The organism is Cohnella sp. GCM10020058 (assembly GCF_042683485.1).
Lineage (GTDB): Bacteria > Bacillota > Bacilli > Paenibacillales > Paenibacillaceae > Cohnella.
Window position 1 is genome coordinate 71,160 of sequence record NZ_JBHUJV010000007.1, and the last position, 25,663, is coordinate 96,822.

Annotated in this window: 24 protein-coding genes and 1 other RNA gene; 6 read left to right on the top strand and 19 right to left on the bottom strand. The window is 56.5% G+C overall.

Annotated features, from left to right (window positions below):
* Positions 1 to 2: 2 nt before the first annotated feature.
* The 6 genes from ACFSR7_RS10575 to ACFSR7_RS10600 form a co-directional block, all read right to left on the bottom strand.
* The gene (locus ACFSR7_RS10575; protein ID WP_378161275.1) at positions 3 to 1,538 is read right to left on the bottom strand and encodes a L,D-transpeptidase; all 1,536 of its coding nucleotides are present in this window, start codon (positions 1,536 to 1,538) and stop codon (positions 3 to 5) included.
* 31 nt (positions 1,539 to 1,569) lie between these two features.
* Positions 1,570 to 1,977, bottom strand: coding sequence for a hypothetical protein (locus ACFSR7_RS10580; protein ID WP_378161277.1), 408 nt, complete (start codon positions 1,975 to 1,977; stop codon positions 1,570 to 1,572).
* Positions 1,978 to 2,108: 131 nt separating this feature from the next.
* Positions 2,109 to 3,686, bottom strand: a complete 1,578-nt coding sequence (locus tag ACFSR7_RS10585; RefSeq protein ID WP_378161279.1) for a stalk domain-containing protein — start codon at positions 3,684 to 3,686, stop codon at positions 2,109 to 2,111.
* Between the two features lie 91 nt (positions 3,687 to 3,777).
* On the bottom strand, positions 3,778 to 5,658 hold the full coding sequence (locus ACFSR7_RS10590; RefSeq protein WP_378161281.1) for a CHASE2 domain-containing protein: 1,881 nt from the start codon (positions 5,656 to 5,658) through the stop codon (positions 3,778 to 3,780).
* 158 nt (positions 5,659 to 5,816) lie between these two features.
* Positions 5,817 to 6,053 carry a ferredoxin gene (locus ACFSR7_RS10595; protein ID WP_090115658.1) on the bottom strand — a complete coding sequence of 79 codons (237 nt, stop codon included), beginning with the start codon at positions 6,051 to 6,053 and terminating at the stop codon, positions 5,817 to 5,819.
* Positions 6,054 to 6,195: 142 nt separating this feature from the next.
* Positions 6,196 to 7,479, bottom strand: coding sequence for a DNA polymerase IV (locus ACFSR7_RS10600; protein WP_378161283.1), 1,284 nt, complete (start codon positions 7,477 to 7,479; stop codon positions 6,196 to 6,198).
* A 190-nt stretch (positions 7,480 to 7,669) separates the two neighbouring features.
* Here ACFSR7_RS10600 and cimA point away from each other — a divergent pair, with 190 nt between their 5' ends.
* Positions 7,670 to 9,283 (top strand): citramalate synthase, encoded by a 1,614-nt coding sequence (gene cimA, locus ACFSR7_RS10605; protein WP_378161285.1) that lies wholly within the window; start codon positions 7,670 to 7,672, stop codon positions 9,281 to 9,283.
* A 367-nt stretch (positions 9,284 to 9,650) separates the two neighbouring features.
* Here the strand turns inward: cimA and ACFSR7_RS10610 are convergent, their stop codons facing one another.
* The gene (locus tag ACFSR7_RS10610; protein ID WP_378161287.1) at positions 9,651 to 10,241 is read right to left on the bottom strand and encodes a TlpA family protein disulfide reductase; all 591 of its coding nucleotides are present in this window, start codon (positions 10,239 to 10,241) and stop codon (positions 9,651 to 9,653) included.
* Between the two features lie 145 nt (positions 10,242 to 10,386).
* Between ACFSR7_RS10610 and ACFSR7_RS10615 the strand changes: the two genes are divergently transcribed.
* Positions 10,387 to 10,809, top strand: a complete 423-nt coding sequence (locus tag ACFSR7_RS10615) for a M67 family metallopeptidase (protein ID WP_378161289.1) — start codon at positions 10,387 to 10,389, stop codon at positions 10,807 to 10,809.
* On the opposite strand, the gene ACFSR7_RS10620 is transcribed toward ACFSR7_RS10615, so the two are convergent.
* The 3 genes from ACFSR7_RS10620 to ACFSR7_RS10630 all read right to left on the bottom strand — a co-directional run bounded on the left by ACFSR7_RS10620 (position 10,806) and on the right by ACFSR7_RS10630 (position 14,073).
* A complete protein-coding gene (locus tag ACFSR7_RS10620) occupies positions 10,806 to 11,543 on the bottom strand; it encodes an exonuclease domain-containing protein (protein WP_378161291.1) in 738 nt (245 codons plus the stop codon). The genes ACFSR7_RS10615 and ACFSR7_RS10620 overlap by 4 nt on opposite strands.
* 5 nt (positions 11,544 to 11,548) lie before the next feature.
* Complete coding sequence (locus tag ACFSR7_RS10625) at positions 11,549 to 12,622, bottom strand: DUF294 nucleotidyltransferase-like domain-containing protein (RefSeq protein ID WP_378161893.1); 1,074 nt, start codon at positions 12,620 to 12,622, stop codon at positions 11,549 to 11,551.
* Positions 12,623 to 12,693: 71 nt separating this feature from the next.
* Positions 12,694 to 14,073 carry an ammonium transporter gene (locus ACFSR7_RS10630; RefSeq protein ID WP_378161293.1) on the bottom strand — a complete coding sequence of 460 codons (1,380 nt, stop codon included), beginning with the start codon at positions 14,071 to 14,073 and terminating at the stop codon, positions 12,694 to 12,696.
* Positions 14,074 to 14,514: 441 nt separating this feature from the next.
* On the opposite strand from ACFSR7_RS10630, the gene ACFSR7_RS10635 reads away from it, so the two are divergent.
* Both ACFSR7_RS10635 and ACFSR7_RS10640 read left to right on the top strand, forming a co-directional pair.
* Complete coding sequence (locus ACFSR7_RS10635; RefSeq protein ID WP_378161295.1) at positions 14,515 to 14,973, top strand: MerR family transcriptional regulator; 459 nt, start codon at positions 14,515 to 14,517, stop codon at positions 14,971 to 14,973.
* 50 nt (positions 14,974 to 15,023) lie between these two features.
* Positions 15,024 to 15,704: a zinc metallopeptidase gene (locus ACFSR7_RS10640; RefSeq protein ID WP_378161297.1), complete on the top strand. Its 681-nt coding sequence runs from the start codon at positions 15,024 to 15,026 to the stop codon at positions 15,702 to 15,704.
* Positions 15,705 to 15,782: 78 nt separating this feature from the next.
* Here ACFSR7_RS10640 and gltC read toward each other — a convergent pair whose 3' ends face one another.
* Both gltC and ACFSR7_RS10650 read right to left on the bottom strand, forming a co-directional pair.
* Entirely contained in the window at positions 15,783 to 16,685 is a 903-nt protein-coding gene (gene gltC, locus ACFSR7_RS10645) for a glutamate biosynthesis transcriptional regulator GltC (RefSeq protein WP_378161299.1), read from the bottom strand.
* Between the two features lie 23 nt (positions 16,686 to 16,708).
* On the bottom strand, positions 16,709 to 17,311 hold the full coding sequence (locus ACFSR7_RS10650) for a rhomboid family intramembrane serine protease (RefSeq protein ID WP_378161301.1): 603 nt from the start codon (positions 17,309 to 17,311) through the stop codon (positions 16,709 to 16,711).
* A gap of 107 nt (positions 17,312 to 17,418) precedes the next feature.
* Here ACFSR7_RS10650 and tpx point away from each other — a divergent pair, with 107 nt between their 5' ends.
* Positions 17,419 to 17,937 (top strand): thiol peroxidase, encoded by a 519-nt coding sequence (tpx, locus tag ACFSR7_RS10655; RefSeq protein ID WP_378161303.1) that lies wholly within the window; start codon positions 17,419 to 17,421, stop codon positions 17,935 to 17,937.
* Between the two features lie 93 nt (positions 17,938 to 18,030).
* Here the strand turns inward: tpx and ACFSR7_RS10660 are convergent, their stop codons facing one another.
* From ACFSR7_RS10660 to cshA, 4 genes are all read right to left on the bottom strand, one after another.
* Complete coding sequence (locus ACFSR7_RS10660) at positions 18,031 to 18,414, bottom strand: DUF1499 domain-containing protein (RefSeq protein ID WP_282907894.1); 384 nt, start codon at positions 18,412 to 18,414, stop codon at positions 18,031 to 18,033.
* A 78-nt stretch (positions 18,415 to 18,492) separates the two neighbouring features.
* Positions 18,493 to 18,675: non-coding RNA, 6S RNA (gene ssrS, locus ACFSR7_RS10665), on the bottom strand.
* An 85-nt stretch (positions 18,676 to 18,760) separates the two neighbouring features.
* Entirely contained in the window at positions 18,761 to 19,519 is a 759-nt protein-coding gene (locus ACFSR7_RS10670) for a YesL family protein (RefSeq protein WP_378124260.1), read from the bottom strand.
* 81 nt (positions 19,520 to 19,600) lie between these two features.
* Positions 19,601 to 21,262 carry a degradosome RNA helicase CshA gene (gene cshA / locus ACFSR7_RS10675; RefSeq protein WP_378161305.1) on the bottom strand — a complete coding sequence of 554 codons (1,662 nt, stop codon included), beginning with the start codon at positions 21,260 to 21,262 and terminating at the stop codon, positions 19,601 to 19,603.
* A gap of 518 nt (positions 21,263 to 21,780) precedes the next feature.
* Between cshA and ACFSR7_RS10680 the strand changes: the two genes are divergently transcribed.
* On the top strand, positions 21,781 to 22,995 hold the full coding sequence (locus ACFSR7_RS10680; RefSeq protein WP_378161307.1) for a putative glycoside hydrolase: 1,215 nt from the start codon (positions 21,781 to 21,783) through the stop codon (positions 22,993 to 22,995).
* Positions 22,996 to 23,088: 93 nt separating this feature from the next.
* Here ACFSR7_RS10680 and pfkA read toward each other — a convergent pair whose 3' ends face one another.
* The 3 genes from pfkA to ACFSR7_RS10695 form a co-directional block, all read right to left on the bottom strand.
* Positions 23,089 to 24,057, bottom strand: coding sequence for a 6-phosphofructokinase (gene pfkA, locus ACFSR7_RS10685; RefSeq protein WP_378161309.1), 969 nt, complete (start codon positions 24,055 to 24,057; stop codon positions 23,089 to 23,091).
* Between the two features lie 20 nt (positions 24,058 to 24,077).
* Positions 24,078 to 25,103, bottom strand: a complete 1,026-nt coding sequence (locus ACFSR7_RS10690) for a tetraprenyl-beta-curcumene synthase family protein (RefSeq protein WP_378161895.1) — start codon at positions 25,101 to 25,103, stop codon at positions 24,078 to 24,080.
* An 83-nt stretch (positions 25,104 to 25,186) separates the two neighbouring features.
* On the bottom strand, positions 25,187 to 25,564 hold the full coding sequence (locus ACFSR7_RS10695; RefSeq protein WP_378161311.1) for a hypothetical protein: 378 nt from the start codon (positions 25,562 to 25,564) through the stop codon (positions 25,187 to 25,189).
* Positions 25,565 to 25,663 lie beyond the last annotated feature (99 nt).

The window sequence follows — 25,663 nt, forward strand, 5'->3', positions numbered from 1 at the left end:
CGTCAATTCAGCCATTCGTATTTTTTGGAGGGGTTGGTCTCGTTCTGCGCGGGCTTCAGCTTGAAGCGCTTTTCCGGCGCACGCAGCTCGACGGGCAGCCCCCCTTTGCTTATCGTCACCTTCGTGCCGATCTGCACCAGATCGAACAACTCCTCGACGTCTTCCCTGTTCATCCTCGCGCAGCCGTGCGACTCGTCCTTGCCCACGCTCGTCGGCTCATCCGTGCCATGGATCGCATATAGCGTGTTTGACAGCGTCATCCCTCTGCTTCCGAACGCTCCCGTCGCGCTGCCGTTCGGATTTCTTACTTTTTCCGTAATGACGAAGCTTCCTTCCGGCGTCGGCGTATCCTTCGCGCCAAGCCCGACTTCATAATTGCGCAGCAGTACGCCGCCGCTGATCACCGCCAGGCGATGTCTCGTCTTGTCGATGACGATCTCGATCGGCTGCTCGGCAAGCGATGCCAGCGTGCCCGCCGGCGCTCCGTTGCCTGCGGCCGGTCCCGTCTCATTGGGCCATCCCGCCCGTGCGCCCGCCGGCGCGTTCTTGGCCGTGAGCGCCGCAGACAGCTCGCCAAACCATGCCGTCTGCTCGGCATTCCAGCCCGACATGGTGTTGGCGGGGTATGCTGCCGCCAGATCCTTGGGCGAAGTCGGCCACTTGCCCGTGCGCTGCTTGTAGGCGATCATCGCCGACCGCAGCACAAGCTTGCTCTCCTGCAGCGGCTTCCAAGCCGCGATCCGCGCCGTTGTCGGCTTGGCATCCTGCGCAGTGCCGCACGGACACCAGCCGGAATCGTACCAATCGACGCTCCCCGCTGCCTTATTGGCAGACGCATTGACCTGTGCGATCGGCGCGCCTGCCTTTACCCAGTCGATCCATTTGCCAAGCCGCGGCGACTTGAACAGCAGCGAAGGGCCTGGCTGGTCTTGTGCGGTGAGCAAATTTCCAAGTATAGCCTGCCCTTCGCCATCCCGGTCGGCCGCCGCCGCCATCAGGCCTGCGGTCTTCGCCGACCCGCCGCCCTGTGCGGCCGTTCCGTTTTTTCCGTCGTTCGCATGATCCGGCGAAAGCGAAGCCTGGCCTTGCGAAGGCCCTGCTCCCGCCTGAACAGCCGTGCCGGTTAGATCGCCGCTCGCGAGCGCCGCCTTATCCGGCGCAGCCGCCCGCTCCGCGTACGCCAACACGCCCAGCGCAAGCAAAGCCGCGCCGGCTGCCGCGGCCAACCAACCGGCACGGCGCCTGCGGACGGCGCCATTTTTGGCGGTATTGGCCTGTGTAGCGGCGTACTCCCCCGCATTCAGCTGCGGACTTTTTTTCGACTCGAACGCCTCGTAAACAGGGCCGGCTTGCGCAAAACAATAGTTCGCCTTGGCCTCCTGGCCGCGGGAAAGGTACTGCTTGCCGAGCAAATACCAGGCCATCTGGTTGTTCTCGTGCTTGAGCAAATAATCCTTGATCGGGAGCGCATCGTGCACGTCCGGCCCGAGCTCGTAGAACTGATTAATCTGCTCTTCAAGACGATCGTCTTTGGACATTCCTTTTCCCTCCCGCTTGTAGCCGCTATCGTTAATGTCGGCCCGACGACGCCTTCGCGTTAGACCTGGCGAATAATCGACCCTCCGACGGGCCGGCATATCGCCGCCAGCGTCGTTTTTTCGCCGCAACGCCTGCGAATATACATCCTTTTTTCTGATGTCGCCGCGTTTTTTCCTCTGCTTTAAAGCCTGCGAATATACAGCTTCTTTTCTGATGTCGCCGCGTTTTTTCCTCTGCTTTAAAGCCTGCGAATATACAGTTTTTTTTGCTAATATCGTCCTTTTTGTGCAAAATAGATGCCAAAAGGCAGTTATTTTCTGCCATCAGCCCCATTTCAGGCATGCGCTTTGAATTTACCTGCATATTTGCAGGCATTTCATCAACTGTCGCGAGCCGGCAGAAAATACCTGTACAAATGTAGGTTTTGAGGCCGGCCAACCCAAACCCCGATGAGCGCCGGCACACCAAAACACACTAACCTGCCCGCGAATGGAGGCTTATCTACTCTTCAAAAAAAGAACCGTCCGGCAGCGGCAAGCGCTCCGAACGGTCCCGATGAGCCATTTCGATTAGAATGTCTTGCTGCGGATGATGACGGTTTGTACGGAAGCATCCCATTGAATGTCGAGATCGCCCTCCGTGGCGAAAAAGCGGACCGGCACGTAGAAGCTGCCGTCCTTGAGCACCGGAGCGGCATTAAGCGTGAGATCGGACTTTACGCCGCCGCTGCTTTTGGAGACCTTTTTTTGTCCGTTCGTCACAGCATAGACGACATCGCCTTTGCTCAGCTTGCCCGACTTGGTCTTGGCGTCGTATGTCACCGTAAAGCCTGTCGCCTGGCCGACAGCCCGAAGCGGCAAATACGTCGCGCCGCCGGATACGAACGCAGGCTTGTCCGATCCCAGCTGCGAGCCGTTCAGCAGCGTCTTGATCGCGCCGTCCTTTTTCAGCCCCGCCGCTCCCGCGTACTTTTCGAGCCGCCGGATTTTGTTGCCCGATTCGTCCGCAATCGCAAGGCTGCCGTCCGGCAGGACGGCGACATCGGTCGGATGGTCGAACTGCGCCGCGTAGAGCACGCCGTCGACCGCTCCAGGCTCCGTCGCTTCGCCGGCCAGCGTCGTCACTTTGCCGTCCTTGAGCAGCCGCACGACATGATTCAAGCTATCCGCGATAATAAGCGTCCCGTCCGGCGCGATCGCGAGGCCTTCGGGCGCGTCGAAGCGCGCTGCCGCGGCTGCGCCGTCCAGATAATCGCCATCGGCATAAGGGCTGTCGGCACCGAGCGCCGGCGCCGTCCCGGCAATCGTGGTGACCGTGCCGGCAGCGAAGTCGATATAGCGAATGCGCTGATTGCCGCGGTCGCTCACGTACAGATTGCCTTTGGCGTCGAGCGCAAGTCCGCTCGGCTCGTTAAACTTGGCCGCCGCGAGCGGGCCGTCCGCATAGTCGCCGAAGCTCTCTGCCGCGCCCGGCAGATATTGGCCGACGCGCGTCGATAGTGCGTTCAGCGTCGTGACGGTGCCGTCCGCCGCGATCTTGCGGATCGCGTGATTCAGCGTATCCGCCACGTAAACGTTGCCCGCCGAGTCGACGGCGACATCGGACGGCGCATAGAACGAAGCGGCGCTGCCCTTTCCGTCGGCCGAACCGACCAGGCCGCTGCCGGCCAGCGTCGTCACTTTGCCGTCCGCCCCGATCTTGCGGATTGCATTGTTGCCCGCGTCCGCGACGTAGGCGTTGCCTGCCGCATCGAAGACGATGCCAAGCGGCTGGTCGAACAGCGCGCGATCCGACAGGTCGTCGTGATAGGAACCCGTCGGCAAGCCGCCTTCGTCGGATCCGGAGAAGTGCCCCGCATAGGTAGACAACGCATTCTCAGCAAGCATACGGATCAGATGGTTCCCGCTATCCGACACGGCCAGGCTTCCGTCTGCACGAACGGCGACCGAGTGCGGCTTGAACAGCGTCGCCCCTGCGAGCGGGCCGTCCTGGCTTCCCCATTCGGACTGGCCTGCCCAGGTACGAATCTCGTAGAGGCCGCCCGATTGAAGCCAGCCCGTATCTGCCGCGAACGCGGCTCCGGGCACGCTCAGGCTGAGTGCGAGCGCCGCAGCGGCGCCGGCTGTTTTGCGATTCCATGCTTTCATTTTCATTCTCCTTCATAGGCTACTCGATCTCGTAAATCCGTTAATTTCTATTTTATAGAAGCTTAATGTCGGGAAAATCCGACAAAAGTCACTAAATCGCGTTCGAATCGGCTTTTGGAGCAGCAATTGTCGGTGCTGACTCTCCCGCGACGCCGAGCAGCTCGTATACGCGAATCGGCAGCGATTTGCCCTTGAACATCCGGTCCTCGCCATCGTCAAACCGGAAATAGTCGGCCGTTTTCGCATATACGGCGTCTGACACCATAATCTGACCGGGCTTCGTCTGCGATTCGATCCGCGCCGCGATGTTCACGTTGTCCCCGATCGCCGTGTAGTCCACGCGCAGATAGGAGCCGATATTGCCGACGACGACGGTGCCGGTATGAATGCCGATGCCGACGTTGACCTCGCAGCCGTACTTTTCCCGGATCGTCTGTCTGATCGCGTTCATTCCCTGTTGAATCTCGTATGCCGTCTTCACCGCAAGCCGTTCATGGTCTTCGACGTCGAGCGGCGCGTTAAACAAAATCATAGCAGCGTCCCCGATAAACTTGTCGATCGTGCCCCTGTTGGCGAGCGTCGTCTCGGTGATCATATTGAACATCGTGTTCAGCGTGTCGACCAATTCGGGCGGCGAGAGCTTCTCGGACAGCGGCGTAAAGCCCCGGATGTCCAGAAACAATATGGTGATCGTCTTCGAGTCGCCGCCAAGCTTGATGTCGATATCCTGAGAGACGATCTGCTTGACCAGATCGGGCGATATGTAGCGGCCGAACTGCCGCGTGACGAAATGCTTCTGCGCGCTTTCCAGATACGACTTGAGCGATACGTTAGTCAGGTAGGCAAGCGTGACCGCGAGAATGGCGTCCGCAACGCCGATTTGAATCTTATAGGCGCCGTACGCAAGCATCTGGCCGTAAACCAGTCCTGACGCCGCCGCGAGGTACAGCAGGATCGAGTAGATGTTTTTGAGTCGCCACGGCAGCAATATAAATAGAAGGAACAGCACGAGTCCGCCCAGCCAGATCGTCCATGTCGGCGCATAACCGACCGAAGTGCCGCTAAGCAGCTGGTTCACGATGTTGGCGTGCACGTAGACGAGCTGCATTTTCTTTTCGATCGGCGTCGTCCCGCTGTCCTGACCCGAATCGTCGGATAGTCCGACGGCCGTAAAGCCGACCAGCACGACCGAATCCTTGAAGACGCTCGGATCGATCTCGCCATTGAGCACCCGGCTGAACGATACGGTCGTAACGTCCTCCGTGTTCAACAGGTAGTCGATCGTGATTGTGTTTTTGGCGACCGCGTTGTTTTTTTCGAAAATTTTGCCGGGATCGGTCATCTTGTCGTAAGCGGACAGGTCCGCGCCGGCCATTCCCGCCGCCATGTAGGCAAGCGAAGGATAGACCGTACCGTTCTCGTCTTGAATCTTGAGCCAGGTCTGACGGATGACGCCGTCCGGACTCGCAACCCGGTTGATGTTCGCAAGCTTGGCATGCTCCGCGAACTGCGGCAGCGGGCCGTCCATACGATAGGCCTTAAGCAAGGCGTCGGGCCTTGCTACGGTCTCGCCGAAGACGTCGCCTTCCGTCTCCCCGATAACGGGCAGGATGACATTGTCGTAAGCGGCAAGCGCATCCGAGAACGCTTGATCGCTGTCCGCATTCGTCTCTTCGTTAAACGTAATATCAAAGCCGATCGCCTTCGGTTCGCTGCCCGGCTGGTTCAGCATATCGAGAAAAGGCGCATAGACGGCCCGATCCCACGGGAACCGTCCAAGCTCAGCCAACGAGTCGTTGTCGATCGCGACCACGACGACATCTTTGGGCGGCTTGCCCGCCGCTTGTTTCATATTGTAGTCGTAAAGCATGTTGTCGAGGCGGCCAAGCCACCGCTCGTTGTGCGCGAAAAACAAGGCGATCAACAGCAACACGTTCATCGCGATAGCCAATCTTTTAATTTTCTCTCTCACGGTTCCCCTGTCCTTTGCGATTCGATCGACATTCCATAGCTAGTATACTTGAATCCGGGGAGAGATTGTTCAAATTTTGTCAAAAAAGGTCGCAAAAAAACCTTCCCTTGCCAGCAGGCAATCGGGAAGGTTGATGTGATTTGCGCGAGGAATCGCGACTACATGTTAAACGGCTCGTCGGCAATTTGGATCGAATCCGTCGGGCAGCCGTCCGAAGCGTCTTGGAGATCGTCGTACAATTCCTCGGGAATCTCGGTCGTGCCGCGGTTGGCGTCACCCTTGTAGATGACTTCCGCCAATCCCTCGTCGTCGTAATCGTAAATATCGGGGGCGGTGGCGCCGCAAGCGCCGCACGCGATGCAAGTGTCTTTATCGACATACGTAAATTTAGCCATAATATGATAAGCCTCCTAAAAAGTCAATCCCGCCTGCCATACGCGGAAACGTTCGTTGTTTAAATCCAAATATAATACAAAAGACCGCGACTTTCAAATAAAAATAAGGAATACCGGGCTATAGCTTCGGCTTATAGCGACGTTATTCGCCGTCTGGCTTCTCCCGCAAAAAGTCGGTTTGAAGGGACGTTCCCCTTACTTTTTTGTTGCGAATCAAGGCCGACGGATCATTGGTCAGCATGCCTGCCGTGAGCACCGCGCTCTCGCCGAATTTGTCCCGCAGTCGGTCGAGTACGGAGATGAGCTCCGCCTTTTTCGGCGTTTCCTCATATTCAAAAAGATCGAGCTGGACTGGCGTCTCCGTTTTTGGCGAAAGGCTCTGCAGCGTGATGCCAAGCAGACGTACCGGCTCCCCTTCGCGCCAATTCGCGTCCATAAGCTTGCAAGCGACTTTATAGACGTCCTCGGCATTCTCGGTCGGCACATCGACCGTGTGGGAGCGCGTGATCGTTTTCATATCCGGATCCCGGATCGTAATCTGCACGGCCCTGCACATCATGCCTTCCCGCCTGAGCCGCCGCGCGGTCTGATCCGCGAGGTTCAGCAGAACGCGGCGGAACTCTTCTCGCTTTGTCAGATCGGCCGGAAGCGTCGTCGTATGGCCGACGGACTTGGCCGCTTCGCGCACCGATTCGACCGGCGAGTCGTCCTGTCCGTGCGCAGCCCGCTTCATCCAAGATCCGTAAACGCCGAATTTGTCCTTCAGCAGCTTCTCGTCCGCGGCGGCCAGCTCGCCGATTGTTCGGATGTTCATCCTTAATAGCTTCTCCGCCGTTTTGCCGCCGATTCCATACAACGTTTGGCAGGGCTTGCCCCATAACAACTGGGGCACGTCCCGCCGTCGCACAACGGTGACTGCGTCGGGCTTGCGCATATCGGAGCCCATCTTGGCAAGCAGCTTGTTCGGTCCGATGCCGATGGAACACGGCAGCCCAAGCTCCTCCTTCACCCTGCGCCGGATCGATTCGGCGATCTCGATCGCGGTGCCGAACTGTGAGCTGCCGGTAATGTCGAGAAAGCACTCGTCGATCGACACGGACTCGATTTGCGGCGTGTAGGCGCCGGCGATGCGCCGGAAGCCGCGAGAATAATGCCTGTAGAGATCGAAGTCCGGCGAGATGAGGATCAGCTCGGGACATGCCCGTTCGGCCTGCCTTACCGTCATTCCCGTCTTGACGCCTCTGGCCCTCGCTTCATAGGAGCTCGTCACGACAATCCCTTTGCGCAGCTCCACGCTTCCGGCGACTGCCGTCGGCTTTCCTTTATATAATTCGGGTTGTTCCGCCGCATGGACCGAGCAATAAAAGGCGTTCATGTCCATGTGCAATATGATCCTACCGCGTTTTTCACGGACCCCGCCATCCATCTCGCTCATTCTCCTCGCGCGTATTTCGGCTTCCTTCATTATAATACTTGTAGCCTCAGCGGTCACTCCGCGGCTTTCCGGCAGCCCCGCCCATCCGTCATTCCTCCCTCTACAATTGGGGCATCGCATGTTATAATAGTTAGAATATTCGCCGACTGGCTATTTACGTTCTTGGGAGGTACCCTCATCCATGACCCAATCCATCAGCATTTTCGATACGACGCTTCGCGACGGCACCCAGGGGGAAGGCATCAGCCTTACAGCCGAGGACAAGCTCAAGATCGCCCTGAAGCTCGACGCGCTGGGCATTCATTATATTGAAGGCGGCAATCCGGGCAGTAACAGCAAAGACATCGAGTTCTTCAAGCGCGCTCGCGAGCTTAATCTTAACGCCAAGCTGACCGCGTTCGGCAGCACGCGCCGCAAGAACAGCTTCTGCGAGCAGGACGGCAATCTGCGCAACCTCATCGAGTCCGGCGCGAAGGCGGCGACGCTAGTCGGCAAGACTTGGGACTTCCATGTTCATACGGCACTGCAGACGACGCTCGAGGAAAACCTGGCCATGATCGGCGAATCGATCGCCTTTCTGAAGCGCCACGGGCTCGAAGCCATTTTCGATTCGGAGCATTTCTTCGACGGCTACAAGGCGAATCCGGAATATGCCCTGGCGGCGCTGACGCGCGCCCGCGAAGCGGGTGCCGACTGGATCGTGCTGTGCGATACGAACGGAGGGACGCTGCCTAGCGAGATCTCGGAGATCGTATCGAGCGTCACGGCTCAAGTCCATGCGCCCATCGGCATCCATACGCACAATGACTGCGAGCTTGCCGTGGCCAATACGCTGGCTGCCGTCGCTGCAGGCGCGCGCCAGATCCAAGGGACGATCAACGGCTACGGCGAGCGCTGCGGCAACGCCAACCTTTGTTCCATTATCCCGACGCTTCAGCTCAAGCTCGGCTATCCGGTCGTGTCCGACGAGCAGCTTCGCTCCCTTACGTCCGTAGCGCGTTACGTGGGCGAGATCGCGAATGTCATGCTTCCGGTCAACCAACCTTACGTCGGCACGGCGGCGTTCGCTCACAAAGGCGGTATCCACGTATCGGCGATCTTGAAGGATTCGAAGACCTATGAGCATATCGCACCGGAGCTTGTCGGCAACAAGCAGCGCGTACTCGTCTCCGAGCTCGCCGGCCAGAGCAACATTTTGTCCAAAGCCCAGGAAATGGGTCTCGACGTGTCCACGGACAGCGCCAAAGCCAAAGGCGTGATCGAAAAAATCAAGCAGCTCGAGCATGAGGGCTATCAGTTCGAAGGTGCCGACGCATCGCTGGAACTTCTGCTTCGAGAGGCATATACCGATATCGTCGATGTATTCTCCGTCGAATCGTTCAAGATTCTCGTCGAGAAATCCAAAGCAGGCGCGCAGACCGAAGCGATCGTTAAGCTTAACGTCGGCGGGCAGCAGGTGTACACGGCAGCCGAGGGCAACGGCCCGGTCAACGCGCTGGACAATGCGCTTCGCAAGGCGCTCTCCCAGTACTTCCCTGGCATCCAGGACATTCACTTGTCCGACTACAAGGTCCGCGTGCTGGACGAAAAAGAGACGACAGCCGCGAAGGTCCGCGTGCTCATCGAATCGACGGACTTCAAGGACAGCTGGAGCACGGTCGGCGTCTCCTCCAACGTCATCGAGGCGAGTTGGGAAGCGCTCATCGACAGCATCCGCTACGCGCTGCTCGGCATGGCGCAGAGCGACTTCTCCCCCGCAGCGCCGCGCGAGGCGCTCGGCCTGATTAATCACTGATACGGCTCGATAAGAGATGAGGCATCGTATATTCTGCCTCATCTCTTTTTTCATGCATCTAAATCGGCCGGCCTACCTCTTAAATTCAAGCACGTATTCGTCAGTCGGCGATAGCTGACCCGTCAGTAAAACCAAGCCCGGCAGATGCATCAATATGGTGCACGAAAGCGCAGACTCACCCTCGCGAGGGCGTCTCTTGGCAGTTTAGTTGTAGGCGTAGTGGCGGCTCCTGCATGATTAACAAAAAAACCGTTTCTCCATAAAACGGAGGCGTCGAGCACCCATTTATGGAAGAACGGTTTCTATATTCATGATGTATTGCATGATGTATCGCATGTTGACTGCAGTTCGAGCTAGCGAGTCCAGACTAAGCCGCTTCCTTCATCGCCTCGTCGATCATTGTTCGCCATTCCTTTAAGCTCCTGGCCCCTTCGATCCGCTGCCGGACGACGCCTTTACGATCCACGATAAAGCTGATCGGGTAAGAGAACACCTTATATTCGTCTCCTACCTTGCCGTCTTTATCCATCAGCACGGGGAACGGAATCGCTTTTTCTTTGACAAAATCCTTCGCGCCTCTTACCGTATCGTATTTGGTCGCATTGACCCCGTACAACTCGATTTTCCCTTTGTACTCCTCGTATAGCTTCACCAGATCCGGCGCTTCGACATCGCAAGGCCCGCACCACGAAGCCCAAAAGTTGATCACTAGCACCTTGTCCTGCGGCGCCTTGGAATCAACCTCGTATGTTGTACGCTCGTCCAGGGATGACAACTTTAACGAAGGCGCTAACGATCCTACTGTCGGCGCCTCCTTCGTAGGAGAACCACCATTCTGAGACACCGCCGAGCCATTTTCCGCCTCACTTGTGCCTTTCCCGTCTCCGGCCAGATTATAGACCAACACGCCTGCAATCGCTACAATAAAAATGACCACAATGATTACGTTACGCTTCAATTCCTTCTCCTCGCTTCGCCTAGATCGCTCCTTCCATCTTAACGGATTCGGCAGATTCGTGCCATCCCCTTGGCCTTCGCCATTGCAAGTGCCCTCCCGCTCGCGCATACTGACTCTACTGCACCATGAAGAAAGGCTGGGTCCGATGCACTTGCCGAAAGAAGTCCAAATAAGCAAGTCGCTGCTTCAAGCACTTACAGAAGGCTGCCGCCTGACACTTCCGTTCGAAGCCTGCGGCGCGCTGCTGGGAGCTTATCACGAAGCGGTCTTTGTCATCTCCGATTTCCTTTTTATTCAGAATGCAGCCGTAAATCCAGCTAACGCCTTCGCCTTCGAGCCTGGCTCCTGGATAAGAGCCGCATACGCAGCGCAAAAAAGCCGACAACAAATCATCGGCTTTTTCCATTCCCATCCGTCCAGTCCGCCGTTGCCTAGCGATAGCGATCTCCGCGGATGGGACGGCTTCGGATGCTACTTGATCGTCGGCATTCAACCTTCGACAGATATCCGCGTATTCGGGCTGAACGATGACGGCGCTTGGACCCGGCTCAAGCTGTACGTCCTTTAATGCCTGCTAAGATAGGCGTACAAATCTCCGAGCGTCGATACCTGCTTGGCCTGAATTAACTCGAGGAACGCGAACCACAGCTTGGCCGTCATTAAGGAGTCGTGGAGTGCATGATGACGATACGTGATCTCGATCCCGTAGCTTTCCAGCAGCTCGTCAAGACCGTAGCTTTTGCGCCGCGGCTCCAGCCACTTGGCGACCATCATCGTGTCGACGACGCGATGGGATAGATTGACCTTGGACGTCTTCCACAACGCTGCGTTCAGGAATTGCTTGTCGTGGCCGCTCCCGTGTGCGATCAACACTCGCTTTCCGATGAAGTCGAGGAAGTCGTGAAGTCCCTGCATAAGATCAGGAGCGTCTTGCGCCATCGCGTCCGTAATCCCGGTCAGCTCGGCAATATGCGGCGGAATCTTTCTGCGCGGATTCACGAGACGATAGAACGGCTCGGCAGCCTCCAGCTCGCCCCCCTTGATCAAGACCCCTCCTATGGAGAGAATCTCGTCGCCGTTGTACGGATTGAAGCCGGTCGTCTCCAAGTCGAACACGACTGCCTCCATTTCCGACAAAGGCGTATCCAAAGCCGATTCCTTGCGTTGATCGCGCGATAGTTGCCGGATGAATGCCATTTGCTGCGCATTGGAAGATCCCAGCATCGAAGCGATTGCCGGCGTGATGCCGCCCGTTTTGTATAAATGCCACATGCGGCCCATCGGACTTTTGGGCTCCTTCATGCCATTCACCTCCCGCCGAAGCGGCGTTGCATCTCCTTCTCCAGATGGCGCTGCAGCCGCCTGCTGATCCGCAGCGCCTTCTTGAGCGGAGCTTTCTCTTCCTTATCCAACAGCGCGGCTCTAAGCTTGCCGCTGCCGGCCCACTGTCCGCTGTCATCCCGGCCCGAAGCAAGCAACCGAAGACGCAACAATACCTCGAATGCCCAAGCCGCTTCATCGGCCGTTTCGCCGCTTATCGCCCCGAGCTCCCTAAGCGCTTGAATGCGGCCGAGCGTGCTCGTCGCGGGAATATCGGCACGCATGGCCAGCAAGCGAAAAATATTGACCATCGGAATATATGCACCGTACTTAATATCCAGACTTCCCGCGTTTTCCCCGTAATTCTCCACGAAGAGCTGACCGAATACGCCAATCAGCACCTTATGCCGAAGCGTGTTTTCAAGCATACGTCTGGCGATGTCTGCATGCGACATCATGTCGCCGATGTAGCGGCCCTTCCATCTGCTTCCAAGCTCGGCGTCGCCGGCCAATAGTCGCGCATCAGCCAGGATCAGCAAATATCGAACATGTTCCCAGCTGGGCTCCTCGAACCAGCGGTCAACCTTCTCCTCCCAAACCGAGATCGGAAGGCACCATTCGGGATTCGAGACGATGACATTGCCTTCGCAAGGCGGATAACCGATCTCGAACAAAGAAGCGACGATCCGGGAGCCAAGCGCGCCGAAGTATGCCGCGGCGAGTTCGGCCTCCTCCGGATTGAGGCAGTCGCCATAGACCAGACCGCTGTCCTGGTCGCTCGCTAGCGTCTGCTCGCCCCTTCCCCCGCTCCCGAATAAGAAATAGGCATACGGCACGGGCGGGGCGACGAGCCCCATCCGTGCCGTATCTTGCTCCGCCAGCGTCAACACCCGGCGGATTAAAGCGTCGTGCAGTTCGTTCAGCGCTTCGACGACCGGGACGATCCGAAGCTCTTCATGCAAGAGCGCGCTCACGCGCTCTTGCACCTCTTCCCGGATCGTCCGCAATTGCTGCAGTGTGCCCGCACCGTTAATTTCAAGCAACCGCTGTGCCAAGTCCATCTGGGACAATGCGGTCCTACCTCCTGTCGGGACGTCGATGCTAAAGTGGATGAGACTGATGAGATTATCGGTCAGAGCGCTGTCGTGTTCGTGCCTGCACGCTTCAGCGCTTCCGGGTAGCCATAAGTGCCGTGCTCGGACAGGTCGAGACCGATGATCTCTTGCTCTTCGGTGACGCGCAGACCGCTCACTTGCTTAATGACCCACAGCACGATAAACGATCCTGCGAAGGCGAAAGCGCCGCAAACGACGACGGAAAGGAATTGTACCCACAGTTGTTCGCCGCCGCCGCCGTAGAACAGACCGGCCTTACCTACGCCGACTTGATCGACGAGCTTTTGGGTTGCGAACAGGCCGTTGGCCAGCGTACCCCAAACGCCCGCCGCGCCATGCACGGACATCGCGGAGATCGGGTCGTCTATGCGCATCTTTTCGAAAAATTGCGCACTCAAGACCACAAGCACGCCTGCAATAAGACCAATGACGACTGCTGCCCAAGGCTCAACGAATGCGCAAGACGCAGTGATTGCAACCAGGCCGCCCAGCGCACCGTTCAGCATCGAAGGAATGTCGGCTTTGCCCTTCAACAGCCAGGAGATCAGGAGCGCGGATACCGCGCCGCCGGCTGCGCCAAGCTGAGTGGTAAAAGCGACGTATCCGAAGAAGCCTTCGCCTACGGACACCGCGCTGCCGGCATTAAAGCCGAACCAGCCGACCCACAGGAGCAATACGGACAGAGAAGTGAATACTTGATTATGACCGAGAATTTCGTTCGCTGAGCCGTCTTTGTTGAACTTGCCGATCCGCGGCTTGAGCAGAATGGTCGCTGCGAGAGCGGCCATCGCGCCGGTCAAGTGAACGACGGTAGAGCCGGCATAGTCTTGCGCGCCGTCGGCTGCCAACCAGCCGCCGCCCCAGATCCAGTGCGCGATGATCGGATAAATAACCGCTGCGAAAACAATCGTAAAGATCAGGTACACGGACAGCTTGGCGCGCTCCGCGAAGCCGCCCCATGCGATCGAGAGCGATACGGCCGCGAACGCCAGCTGGAAGACGAAGAATATCGTCGAGGGATAAGCGTCGCCATCGCCCGCCAAGATGGATGGATCGAAGAAGAAATTGCCGATTCCCATGAACTTGTTCAAGCCTTCGCCGGCATCGCCGCCGAAAGTAATTCCATAACCTACCGCCCAGTATACCAGAGAAGCCAGGCCTACCGTAAAGATCGTCTTACCGGCAACATGGCCGGCATTTTTCATGCGCGTGGAGCCGGTCTCGAGCAGGATGAATCCGCCTTGCATGAGCAGAACGAGAATGGCGGCAACCAGGATCCAAAGTGCATTTAGACCCATATTCAGCGTTGCTGCGGACGGATCACCATCCGCTGCGAAAGCCATCGTTGGGAATAATAGCAGCAATGCGCCTAAACCGAGCAAACTTTTCTTCAACAATACGACCACTCCCCAACATGTAATGTTTCATAACATTTTAAGAAAGCCTTAATGTCATTATAGTTAGTAGATCCCGATTTGACAATAAGAATTTCGAATAAAAGTTCGGACTTTCCTTAATATATCTGACATAAAACCTGAAATATCATTTTAATGTTAAGGATTAAATCGCATATACGTATTAACCCCCGTATCCGCACGGCTATAACCTTACATATAAGGATTTGTCGACTGTTCATAAAAAGAGATGGCAGCTTCATTACGCGTCACTATTCCTGTCAGGAGAATGAACTTCAGCATCCTGTATATATCAGGAGAATTATTTTCAGCATTCCTGCATAATTAGTCCTACATCATTTCGTCACAAGCATTACGTTTGACTGTACGGTTTGGGATTGGGTATGATAAACGCATACCGATTATAAGAAAGGGGATAGACTCATGCGACACGGAGCCGCGGAACCGCCTCGCAATTTGTACCGGATCGGAGAACTGTCCCGATTGTCCGGCGTCAGCCCGCGAACCATCGATTATTATACCGGCCTCGGCCTGCTCTCTGCCGCCAAGCGCTCGGACGGCAATTATCGCCTATATAATGATGAAACGCTTGAACGAATTAAACGTATTGAACAACTGAAGGCGCAAAAGTTTTCCCTCGAAGAGATCAAGGAGATGTTCACAGCCCTCAGCCGCGTATCGCCCAGCGAACAGGTGAACCGCAAGATTGCCGACCTGTCGAGCCACCTCTCCCAACTGGAACGGGAAGTAAAGGAGCTCGAACCGGTACTTGAGCAGCTCAAACCGGGTCAAGCCAAACGCCTGTTCAAGACAATCACGCCGCAGACGGCCGCGGTCATTGAAGCGCTTCTTCTTCTATTGAACAAGGGAAACTTTATGTAGCCTCGCGTACGTACGTTTAAGAGGAAATTACGCCACGGAGGTAGATGCATATGAACGCCAACTGGATGTACATCTTGATCATTCCCGCATTCCTTCTGTCACTCTGGGCGCAGTTTCGCGTGAAGGGCACCTTCAATAAATGGTCCGAGGTTCGTACCTCTACCGGCTTGACCGGTTATGAGGCAGCACGACGAATGCTCGACCGCAACGGCCTTCACGACGTTCCGATCGAACCGGTCCAAGGCACGCTATCGGACCATTACGACCCCGTACAACGGGTCGTACGGCTGTCGGAGCCGGTCTATTACGAAAGCTCCATCGCCGCCGTATCCGTCGCCTGCCACGAGGTCGGTCACGCCATCCAGCACCAACAGCACTATCCTGCGCTTGTGCTGCGCCACCGGATGTTCCCGATCGTACGCTTCGCATCGGGCCTCGCACCGTTCCTGTTCATCGCCGGCATCATCTTTGCCGCTACGAACCTGATCGGCCTCGGCGTTATCTTCTTCTCCGCGGCTGTCGCCTTCCAGTTGGTGACACTGCCGGTCGAGTTCAACGCAAGCAACCGCGCTCGCCAAGTGATGGTGGCAGAAGGTTTCATCGCCAGAGACGAGGAACGCGGTGTAGGCAAGGTCCTCAATGCCGCCGCGCTGACCTATGTAGCCGCAGCGCTCATGTCGCTGCTCGAGCTGATTCGCCTTGTTCTGATTTACACGAACAGCCGCGAATAATCACGCTTCCAGATTGACGACATGAAAAGCAAAAGAAAAGGACCGGGCTCGCCCGGTCCTTTTCTTTTGCTTTTATGCTCAAACAGGCTTGTAATGCCCGCTAAAGTAATCCACCAAGAAATGATGAAACAGCTTGACCACAGCCTGCGGCTTCTCGCCCGATCGCCTGATCAGACCGATCGTGCGGGTTACTTGCGGTTCTCGCACCTTCACGACAGCCGGCATCATCGTCCCGGTCTGATAGAGCGCCATCTCCGGCAGCAAACTCACGCCCATCCCTGCGGCAACTAAGCCGCGTATCGTGTCCGTCTCTTCTCCCTCAAAGCCGATTGTCGGCACGAAGCCGGCGAGCCTGCAAGCATCCCACACGAGCGGCCGCAGGGAATAACCGTTGCTGAACAATACGAACGTATCGTCCTTCAACTCGGCCAGATGAATCGATTCCTCGCCGGCCAGCGGATGGCTCGGGGGCAGTATCGCATACAGGTCCTCCGTCAGCACAACTTCGCCCGTCACCTGCTCATGCCGCTCGGGAAACGGAGAAATGAAGGCTAAGTCAATCTCCCCTTCTACGATATCGCGGATCAATGACGGATACATCCCTTGCCGGAACCTGAACTTTACGCCAGGATGCAGCTTGCGAAAGCAAGCGATCACCTGCGGGATGAGCTGCGTGCCCAGACTGTGCGGGAACCCCAGCCTGATCTCCCCAAGCTCCGGATCCATGAACTCATGAATTTCATTCACCGCACGATCCAGATCCTGCAGCACGCTCTGCACGCGCTTCAGAAACAGCTGACCTACCGGAGTCAACTGAACGTTGCGCCCCCGTTGCATAAACAACCTCACGCCGAGCTCCTCTTCCAGTCGATGAATTTGTCGGCTCACCGCTGACTGCGCCACATGAAGCTCCTCCGACGCTTTGGTTACGTGCTGCAGGCGCGCCACCTGGATAAAGTATTGCAATTGCCTAAGCTCCACGATTAGAGCCCCTTCCCTCTTCCTTATCGCTGCAAAAATCGGCTGCCCATCAATGCGTACAAAACAAACCCTGCCAGCAAACCGCCCACATGCGCCCAATAACCAATGCCCGGCACGATAAAAGACATGACAAGCCCGATTACAAGAATACCTAGAATCGTCGACCTCGAGCCTTGATCAAGCGCATATCGCTGGAACACCACCATGAACAAATAAGCGCCGTACAAGGCGTAAATAGAGGTGGATGCTCCAACCGCGATCCACTCCGGTCCCGAGAATGCTGCAGCGAACACATTGCCCAGTACACCTGAGATCAAATAAAAGAAAGCATATCTCGCATGCCCGAACAACCGCTCAAGCGGCGCCGCGAACACAAAAATCGCAAACATGTTCATCGCAAGATGGGCAAGACCCGCATGCAAAAAAAGAGCCGTAACGAATCGCCAATTCTGGTCATAACCCGGAAAGCTCGTTAGCGCTCCATATTTAACCAACGTATCGCCGCGCGTAGGGTCGCCGTTAAACAGCATGATCACGAACATGACCAGATTGGCAGCGATGATCGTCGAATTGACGGGATACAGACGAAGATATTGCTTTAGACTCTCATAACGAATAAAAATCAAAGACCATCACTCCTTTGTCTGGCTGCAATTCGTCATTGGACAACGGCAATTCCGACATTTATAATGGGTTACGTCAAGTCCATTCGCAGAAGGAGGCCCTACTATCCATGAGTCAAGAACGTAATCAAGCAGCATCGTTCAAAGGCAATCCCATTACGCTGATCGGTCCCGAGCTCCAAGCCGGCGATCAGGCACCTGACTTTCAACTGAGCAAAAGCCTCGTCGAGACGGTCTCTCTCAAGGATTACGCAGGGAAAATCAAGCTGATCAGCGTTGTACCTTCAATCGACACCGGCGTTTGCGACGCCCAGACAAGAAGATTTAACGAAGAAGCAGCGAAGCTCGGCGAGCAGGTCCAAGTACTTACCGTCAGCGCGGATCTCCCCTTTGCCCAAGCTCGCTGGTGCGGAGCCGCAGGCATCGATCGCGTCGTTCTGCTGTCTGACTACAAGGACAACAACTTCGGCAAAGCCTACGGCGTCCTGATCAAGGAATTCGCCCTCGACATGCGTTCAATCTTCGTACTGGACGCCAGCGACAAAATCGTTTACGTCGAAGTACTTAAAGAAATGACCGAGCACCCGGACTACGACGCGGCCGTAGCCGCCGTTCGCCAACTGCTCTAATACGAGAGCGATCGACTTCATACGACATACAGAAGCGAGGCAAGGCCCAAGCCTATACCTCGCTTCTTTGCGTCGAGATCTATGTTTAAAAACTCAATTTTTGTAATTGGATAGCTTCTTGTCCAGAACGCCGTAAATCTCCTGGATCACGCGGTAGTTCGCGCCAAGATCGCCGAGCGATCCCCGGGAAGCGGAGTAAATATCAACAGCCGAGTTGCCGAACCCCGTGCCCACGATCTGTACGGTAATGTCCATCGTACGTCCGGCCATCGTCCGCTTTTCAAGCACAAGCTCTCCGATATTCGGGACCTCATGAAGCACTTTATAACCCTGCATTTTCTTCAGGACGGAAGCCACTTCCTCGAACGCCCTGTCCTTTGACAATCGGTAGTAATGGGATTTCAGCTTCGGATCCTTCGCCTTGTCGCCAGTGTGTTCTTGGCTGCGTATTAATCCGACGAGTACTCTCTTCAGCAAATTCCACTCTCTCCCTCCGGGTGACCTGCGCTAAAGCTAATCATACCATGCCCGTCCCGGGGTTTAAAGCCAAATAACGGAAAACCCGCCTTTGCCGTCCGACGCGCTTGTTTCTGAACCCGCTCTCGCAGGTGGGTGCCCGCAGCGCTGCATGCTGACTACCCTTTTCGGGGGCGTGTCATCCGCAGGGCGATGTAGAGCTCCCTAGGAAACAGCATTGGTTCAAAACATGTGTCGCCGTAACGTGCAAGGCAGGATTGATACCCATTATATACAGGCTGCCGAGAAAAGTAAACTTCAACACGCCTCTTGGGTTCATTAACCAGCTGGGACTGCTCGTCCTGAGCTAAACCTTGGGCATGTCCTCATCACGGGTAGGCGATTCCTCGATCGGAAGCGGATCCTCTTCCTTGTTCGCCATCGCCTGCATTTTTTGAATGGTTAGGTAGAAGTTGTAGAAGGCGAACACAGCGATAAGGCTACCCATGAAAAACGGAATCAGAAACGTATACTTGAAGCTGATGAACACGATAACCGCACTCCCGATCGCCGTGGATAGCGATCTCAGCGGTTTGCCTATCGTTAGGACGACGGCGTTTTTAAGGAGTTGTATCGTTTTCATGTGGAAATGCGACAGCAGCGAGAAAAATTGGAACAACGATACGAGAAGCAGTACCATTAGCGCGAGGAACAAGATCGACAACACGCCGAGGTTTTCGAACTTCTTCAAGTAGACCTGGTAGTCGACGATCAAAATAACGAACAGCAACGAATATAACAGTCCGCCAAGCATCGCCTGTAAATAATTCTGCTTATAGCTGCGGAAAAAGGTTTTGAGCAGCGGAACGTCCGTATCTCCCATCACCCATTTGCGGGCGACCGAGAACATGGCTGAGGTCGATGGAAACCAGGTGAAGGGCATCAGTACAGCCATCGGAATGAGCATGGTGACCAGCTCGTCCGTTGTAGACGCTCTCAAGACGCCGAAAACGAGGAAGAACCATACCGGCAGCGAGGTCAACACCCATAGCACATTTGTAACGGACAGGCGCATGATCCATTCGGAAATCTTGTAGAACCCGCCCATCATGCCGCGCATTTCCATGAGAAACGCCTCCTGATATACGGCAAGGTGCGCATGCGGATCGCACCGCCCGCGCACCTTGCCCTTCAAATAAATCGGGTGTTAGATATTAACGAAATCCTCGCTGCGGCTGCCGCGCGAATCTTCGCGGCGTCCGCCGCTCGGACGGCCGCCGTCGCGGTAGCTGTCTTCACGGCGGGAGTCGCCGCTGTAAGGCTTGCGGTTACCGTAGCTGCTGCTGCTGCGGCCGCTGCCGCCTTGGCCGCCGCTATAACCGCCACCACTGCCGCCACTGCCGCCTCTATAGCCGCCGCCGCTGCTGCTGCCGCCTCTGTAGCCGCCGCCGCTTTGTCCGCCGCTGCCATAACCGCTGCGACGTTGGCCGCCGTAACCGCCGCTGCTGCCGCCGCGATCGCCGAACTTGCGCTTCTTCGAGCGGATCGGATCTTCCGGCGTGAGCTCTACGGCTACGTCGTTCTTGTCGCCGGCCAGAAGCTTGATAGCCGCGGACAGCAGTTCGACGGAATCGTGACGCTCAAGCAGCTCGGTCGCGATGCCCTTGAAGGAATCGAAATCCGAGTCCTCTGCGCTCACGGCTTCGATCAAGCGATCGGCGATGACGCGTTGCTTGCCTTCGACCGCCTCGGCGACGGTCGGCAGCGCCTTTTTGGAGATGCGGAAGCGCGTAACACGCTCGATGAAGTGCAGATGCTCCATCTCGCGATACGTAACGAACGACCAGGACGTGCCTTCCTTGCCAGCACGGCCCGTACGGCCGATCCGGTGCGTATAGCTCTCCGGATCTTGCGGCAGGTCGAAGTTAATGACGTGCGTGACGCCGGAAACGTCGAGACCGCGCGCAGCGACGTCCGTCGCGACCAGAACGGCAATGCTGCCGTCGCGGAACTTGCGCATGACCGCGTCGCGCTGGTTCTGAGACAAGTCGCCGTGCAGGCCGTCAGCGGCATATCCGCGCTTCATGAGGGCTTCGGACAGCTCGGCTACGCGGCGCTTCGTGCGACCGAATACGATCGCGAGCTCCGGCGGTTCCATGTCGAGCAGGCGGCACAGCGCGTCGAACTTCATGCGCTCTTGTACTTCGACATAGAATTGCTGGATGGTGCTGGCCGTCGTAGACGTTTTTGGAATAACCGAGATATGTTCAGGCGTGCGAAGGAACTGCTGCGCCAGCCTCTGAATGTTGGCAGGCATCGTGGCGGAGAAGAGCAGCGTCTGGCGCTCAGCCGGTACAAGGCTTAGAATCGATTGAATATCTTCCATAAAGCCCATGTCGAGCATTTCGTCGGCTTCGTCAAGAACGACTGTCTGAACGTCCTCCAGCTTGATCGTCTTGCGGTTGATATGGTCAAGCAAACGGCCCGGCGTGCCGATAATAATCTGTGGTTTGCGTCTCAGGCCGCGAATCTGGCGTCCGATATCTTGACCGCCGTAGATCGCGAGGGAACGAAGCCCCTTGAAACGGCCGAGCTTTTCAATCTCTTCGGCCACCTGAATAGCGAGCTCGCGAGTAGGCGTCATGACGAGCGTCACGATGCGATCCTCGGAAGCTTGAATCTTGCTGACCAGCGGAATGCCGAAGGCGGCCGTCTTGCCCGTTCCCGTCTGTGCCTGACCGATCATGTCGCGGCCGCTGAGGGCTACCGGGATCGCCTGGCTCTGAATCGGCGTAGCGTCTTCGTATCCAAGCTGGGAAATTGCTTGCAGGACATCACTTTCCAAACCAAAATCCGTAAATTTACTCAAATTAGTTTCATACTCCTTCTGTTATGGGGCCATCAACTAACGGTGCCGGTCCATCAACTAACGGCTCTGCCAAAAAAATATACAGATCATTATAACACAAAACGGCCTTCAAACTCCAGCTATATGACCTTGGGGCCAAGCTCTCCGGCAGGCCGTCCGTATGCAAGCGCTGCAATTGCTCCAACCATCGTCCTAAGCTTTGGGCAAATGGAATACGGGGTCCTTATTTTAACGCGATTTTCCCGATTTCAAGCAGGCGGGCGTGGTGGCAAAAATAGCCGCCAGCCCCGCGGCTATAGGATGCACGGCAAAAGCATACCATTAGATCATACCACTATATGCAAGCGATGGCGAACCGTTGACACAATCTTGCAGCCACGATCTGCGACGCGCTTAGCTTTTAGTTCCGCAGACCTCTTCGGGAATGAATAAAATTCTACAAATTACCTCTGTATCCACTGTTTGAACTCGTTTATAATCGGGTTACAGTTGGGAAGAGCAAGCGGGGAGAGAGTGAAATGAATGTGTTATTGACGCTGCTGCTGCTTCTCCAATCAGCATGGGGGCACCCGCAGCAAAAACCGGAAAGTGGAAGTAGTTTGGGCAATTTGTGGCAAGTCGCTTGGCATAATCTTGAAAAGTCGCAGTCAACCGGAGGCACCATTGCACCGCCAGCGACAACGCCAGCGAACGGCGAGCCGAGCGGCGGGGAAGCGGACAAACCTCACGCAGATCCGCAGCCCGATGCGCCCAAGGTAAAGGGCGTATACGTCACAGCCTATAGCGCAGGCGGCGAGCGAATGACGACCTTGCTCGACTTGCTCGACAAGACGGCATTGAACGCCATGGTTATCGATATTAAAGATGACCTGGGCTACATCACGTACAAGACCGATAATCCCGAATTGCAGAAGCTCGGCACGCCGATGCGATTCATCAAGGATATCGGCGCCCTGATGGACACGCTTAAGAAACACGAGGTGTATCCGATCGCACGGATCGTTGTCTTCAAAGACTCGGTGCTGGCGAAGAAACATCCCGAGCTGTCATTCGTCACGGCGAACGGGACCGTCTGGCAGAACGGTAAAAAAGACAGCTTTGTCAATCCGTACCGAAAAGAAGTGTGGGACTACAATATAGCCGTCGCCAAGGAAGCCGCCAAGCTCGGCTTCAAGGAGATCCAGTTCGACTACGTGCGATTCCCGGAAGGCTTCGAGAAGAAGGCGGACAGCCTCAAGTTCACGAAATCGGACGAATCCCGCACGGACGTCGTGTCCGGCTTCGTCAAGTATGCCAAAGAACAGCTGGAGCCGCTCGGCGTTCGCGTATCGGTCGATATTTTCGGATATGCCGCCTCAGTACCTGCCGCCGAGGGCATCGGCCAAGACTTCGGCAAAATCTCGTCCAACGTCGACGTGATCAGCCCGATGATCTATCCGAGCCATTACAGCACCGGCTGGTTCAAACAGACGGATCCGGACAAAGCGCCTTACGCCACGATTAAGGGCGCGATGGTCGATACGCACAAGAAGCTGGATCCCCTCGCAGACGCCAAACCGGTCATTCGCCCATGGATTCAGGACTTCACGGCCAGTTGGCTCGGCAGCGGGCATTACATCAAATACGGAGCGACGGAAGTGCAGGCGCAGATCAAGGCGCTGCAAGACAGCGGCGTAGACGAGTACCTGCTGTGGAACGCGACCAACCGCTATACGTCCGGCGTACAATACTAGGCTTTATCGCATGCCCGCTTACCGCCATTCTAAACTACAAGAAAAGACCCTTTTGGCCGTGCCCGGCCAAAAGGGTCTTTTCATTCGTTCGCTTTATTGCGCAAGCCGGATCGCCAGATTGTACAAGTCCATATTGAACGACTTTTTGGTGGAAACGACAGTATCGATATCGGTCGTCACGAGCTGGCCCTTAACGATGCCGCACCCCTTGGCCGAATCGCCTGCTTCAAGCCGCTCGACTGCAAAGTCGCCAAGCCGGCTCGCCAGGATCCGGTCGTTGTGCGTCGGGGATCCGCCTCGCTGAATGTGGCCGAGCACCGTCACGCGAGGCTCGATCCCACTGTGCTCGGTGATCTGGCGAGCGATCTCGTCGCCGCCGCACACGCCTTCCGCGACGATTACGATACTATGGCGCTTGCCGTTCTGGAAGTTCTCCCGCATGCGCTGAGAGATCTCCCGGATGTCAAAAGGAACCTCCGGTACGAGGATCGATTCGGCGCCGCTGGCAAGTCCGGCATAAAGGGCGATGTCGCCGCAATGACGGCCCATGACCTCGACGACTGACGAGCGCTCATGCGATGTCATCGTGTCGCGCAGCTTGTTGATCGCATCGACGACGATGCTGGTCGCCGTGTCGAAGCCGATCGTGACATCGGTGAACGGAATGTCGTTGTCGATCGTACCCGGCAGCCCCATCGTCTTGATGCCCAGCTTGCTCAGCTTGTTGGCGCCTTGGTAGGAGCCGTCGCCGCCGATGACGACCAGACCGTCGATTCCGTGCTTGCGCAGCACGTCGGCGCCGCGCTGCTGGCCTTCCGGCGTCAGAAATTCCTTGCAGCGAGCTGTCTGCAGAATCGTACCGCCGCGCTGAATAATGTCGCCGACGCTGCGCAGGTCCATCTGGCGCAAATCTTCGTTCAATAGGCCCTGGTATCCGCGCTGAACGCCGTACACTTCAAGTCCCCGGAACAGCGCGCTGCGGACGACAGCCCGAACGGCCGCGTTCATCCCCTGAGAATCTCCACCGCTCGTTAATACTGCGATTTTTTGAACTGCTCCCATCGTCTTCTTCCCCTTTGCTGTTACATCGCTTTGCGTATGAGATGGCTGTTGAGCCAGAAAAACAACCGCGTCCAAGGACTGCCCTTCATTAGCTGCTTCGCCGTCTGCCGCACGCGGCGCTGACCCTTGACCTTTGGATCGGACAAGTACAGCGCAACCAGACCCTCAACGATCATCCGATGAAAGCCGGATGCCGGCAATCGGTCCGCCGAGGCGCGTGCGCTCCTGACCATGCGCAGCAACCGCTCGTTCAATTGCTGCTGATCGTCGTAATAGCTGCAAAAATTAAGATCGCCGCCCTGCTCGTCCTCGGCCTGGTCGATTAGATAATCGAGCAAGATATGGAGACCGTTGATCGAGGGAAAGTAACTCTCCGCAATCTCGCGTCCCATACCGGGCGATTGCTCGTCTTCGCTCGCAGCGAGGAAAAGCATGAACATCCCCAACGTAGAACCTGTAGCGGCTGCGAACTCATTCCACAGAAGTCCCGGATGACGGGGCGCGTGAAGCTCCCACCAGTTCAGCAGCGCTTGTTCCCGCCGGTCCTGCGCGATATGCTTGTACACCTGAAGATCGCCGTACAAGGAGACAAGCTCCCTCACCTGCGCCTGCACCGAACCGTATGCCGGGAGCGATGCCGTGCATGCCTGGCAGCGCTCCACGAGCGCGGCCAGATAGCCGCCGTCGTCCTGTTCCTGGCGCAGTGCATAATAATTGCGAATCGGCGCCCCTGGCGTCACGGCGTCCAGCATGCTCTCGTGCAGCAGCCTGAAGTCCGCCGGATCGAGCGAAGTGCTCCTGTCGCATAAATTGTCCAAGTAATCGCTGATCGTCTGCAGCGCTACGATGAGAGGTATGAGCACGTCCCTCTTGCCGAGATTCGCCGCTGCGTATACGGCCCCGCCCTGACAGTGGAACTTCTTGGACGCGATGCTGGCCAATGCTTGCTTGCGCAGCTCCGGATCGGGTATGGCTTCCGCCCGGTCCTTCCAATCGTCCAAAGCGACTTTTACTTCGGGCAGGATATACCTGTAAACGCGGACCATCAGCGAGATCGGGCCGCGCGGAGAAGTCTTCGCCAGCCATCGTTCATCCCTCACGCGGTACCTCCATGCATCCTCGCGGTCCGTCAAACGTGCCGCTTGATGTTTTCTTCTTCAAAATCCTGCTGCGTGCGATACCAGATCTGCAAGTCGTGAATAACGCTTGCGGCTTCGGCGATCTCCTCGTTCAGCGAGCAGCAGCGGACGAAATCTTCTTCTTCGAACAATTCGTCCAGCAGACGCCGAATATCGGCTTCGCGCGCCATGATCGCATCCGGTATGCGTCCCCGGATCAGTTCCCAACGCTCGACGACGCCAGCCCGTTCGAGGACGTTCATCTCCTCCCACCGCACGTCGAAGCGCGGCAGCGGGATACCGAGCCGGCTGTCCAGCGGAAACCGGGCTTCCAACCATGCATCGTATGCCGACACTTGAATCACCACATCCAGCCTGCCTTGCATCATTTAATAATTTATCATTTCGCATGGGGTAAATCCAGTGAAAAAGTATTGAAAACGGCCCGCTGGCTCTCTTACACTGCTATAATATCCGAGTAGCTTGAA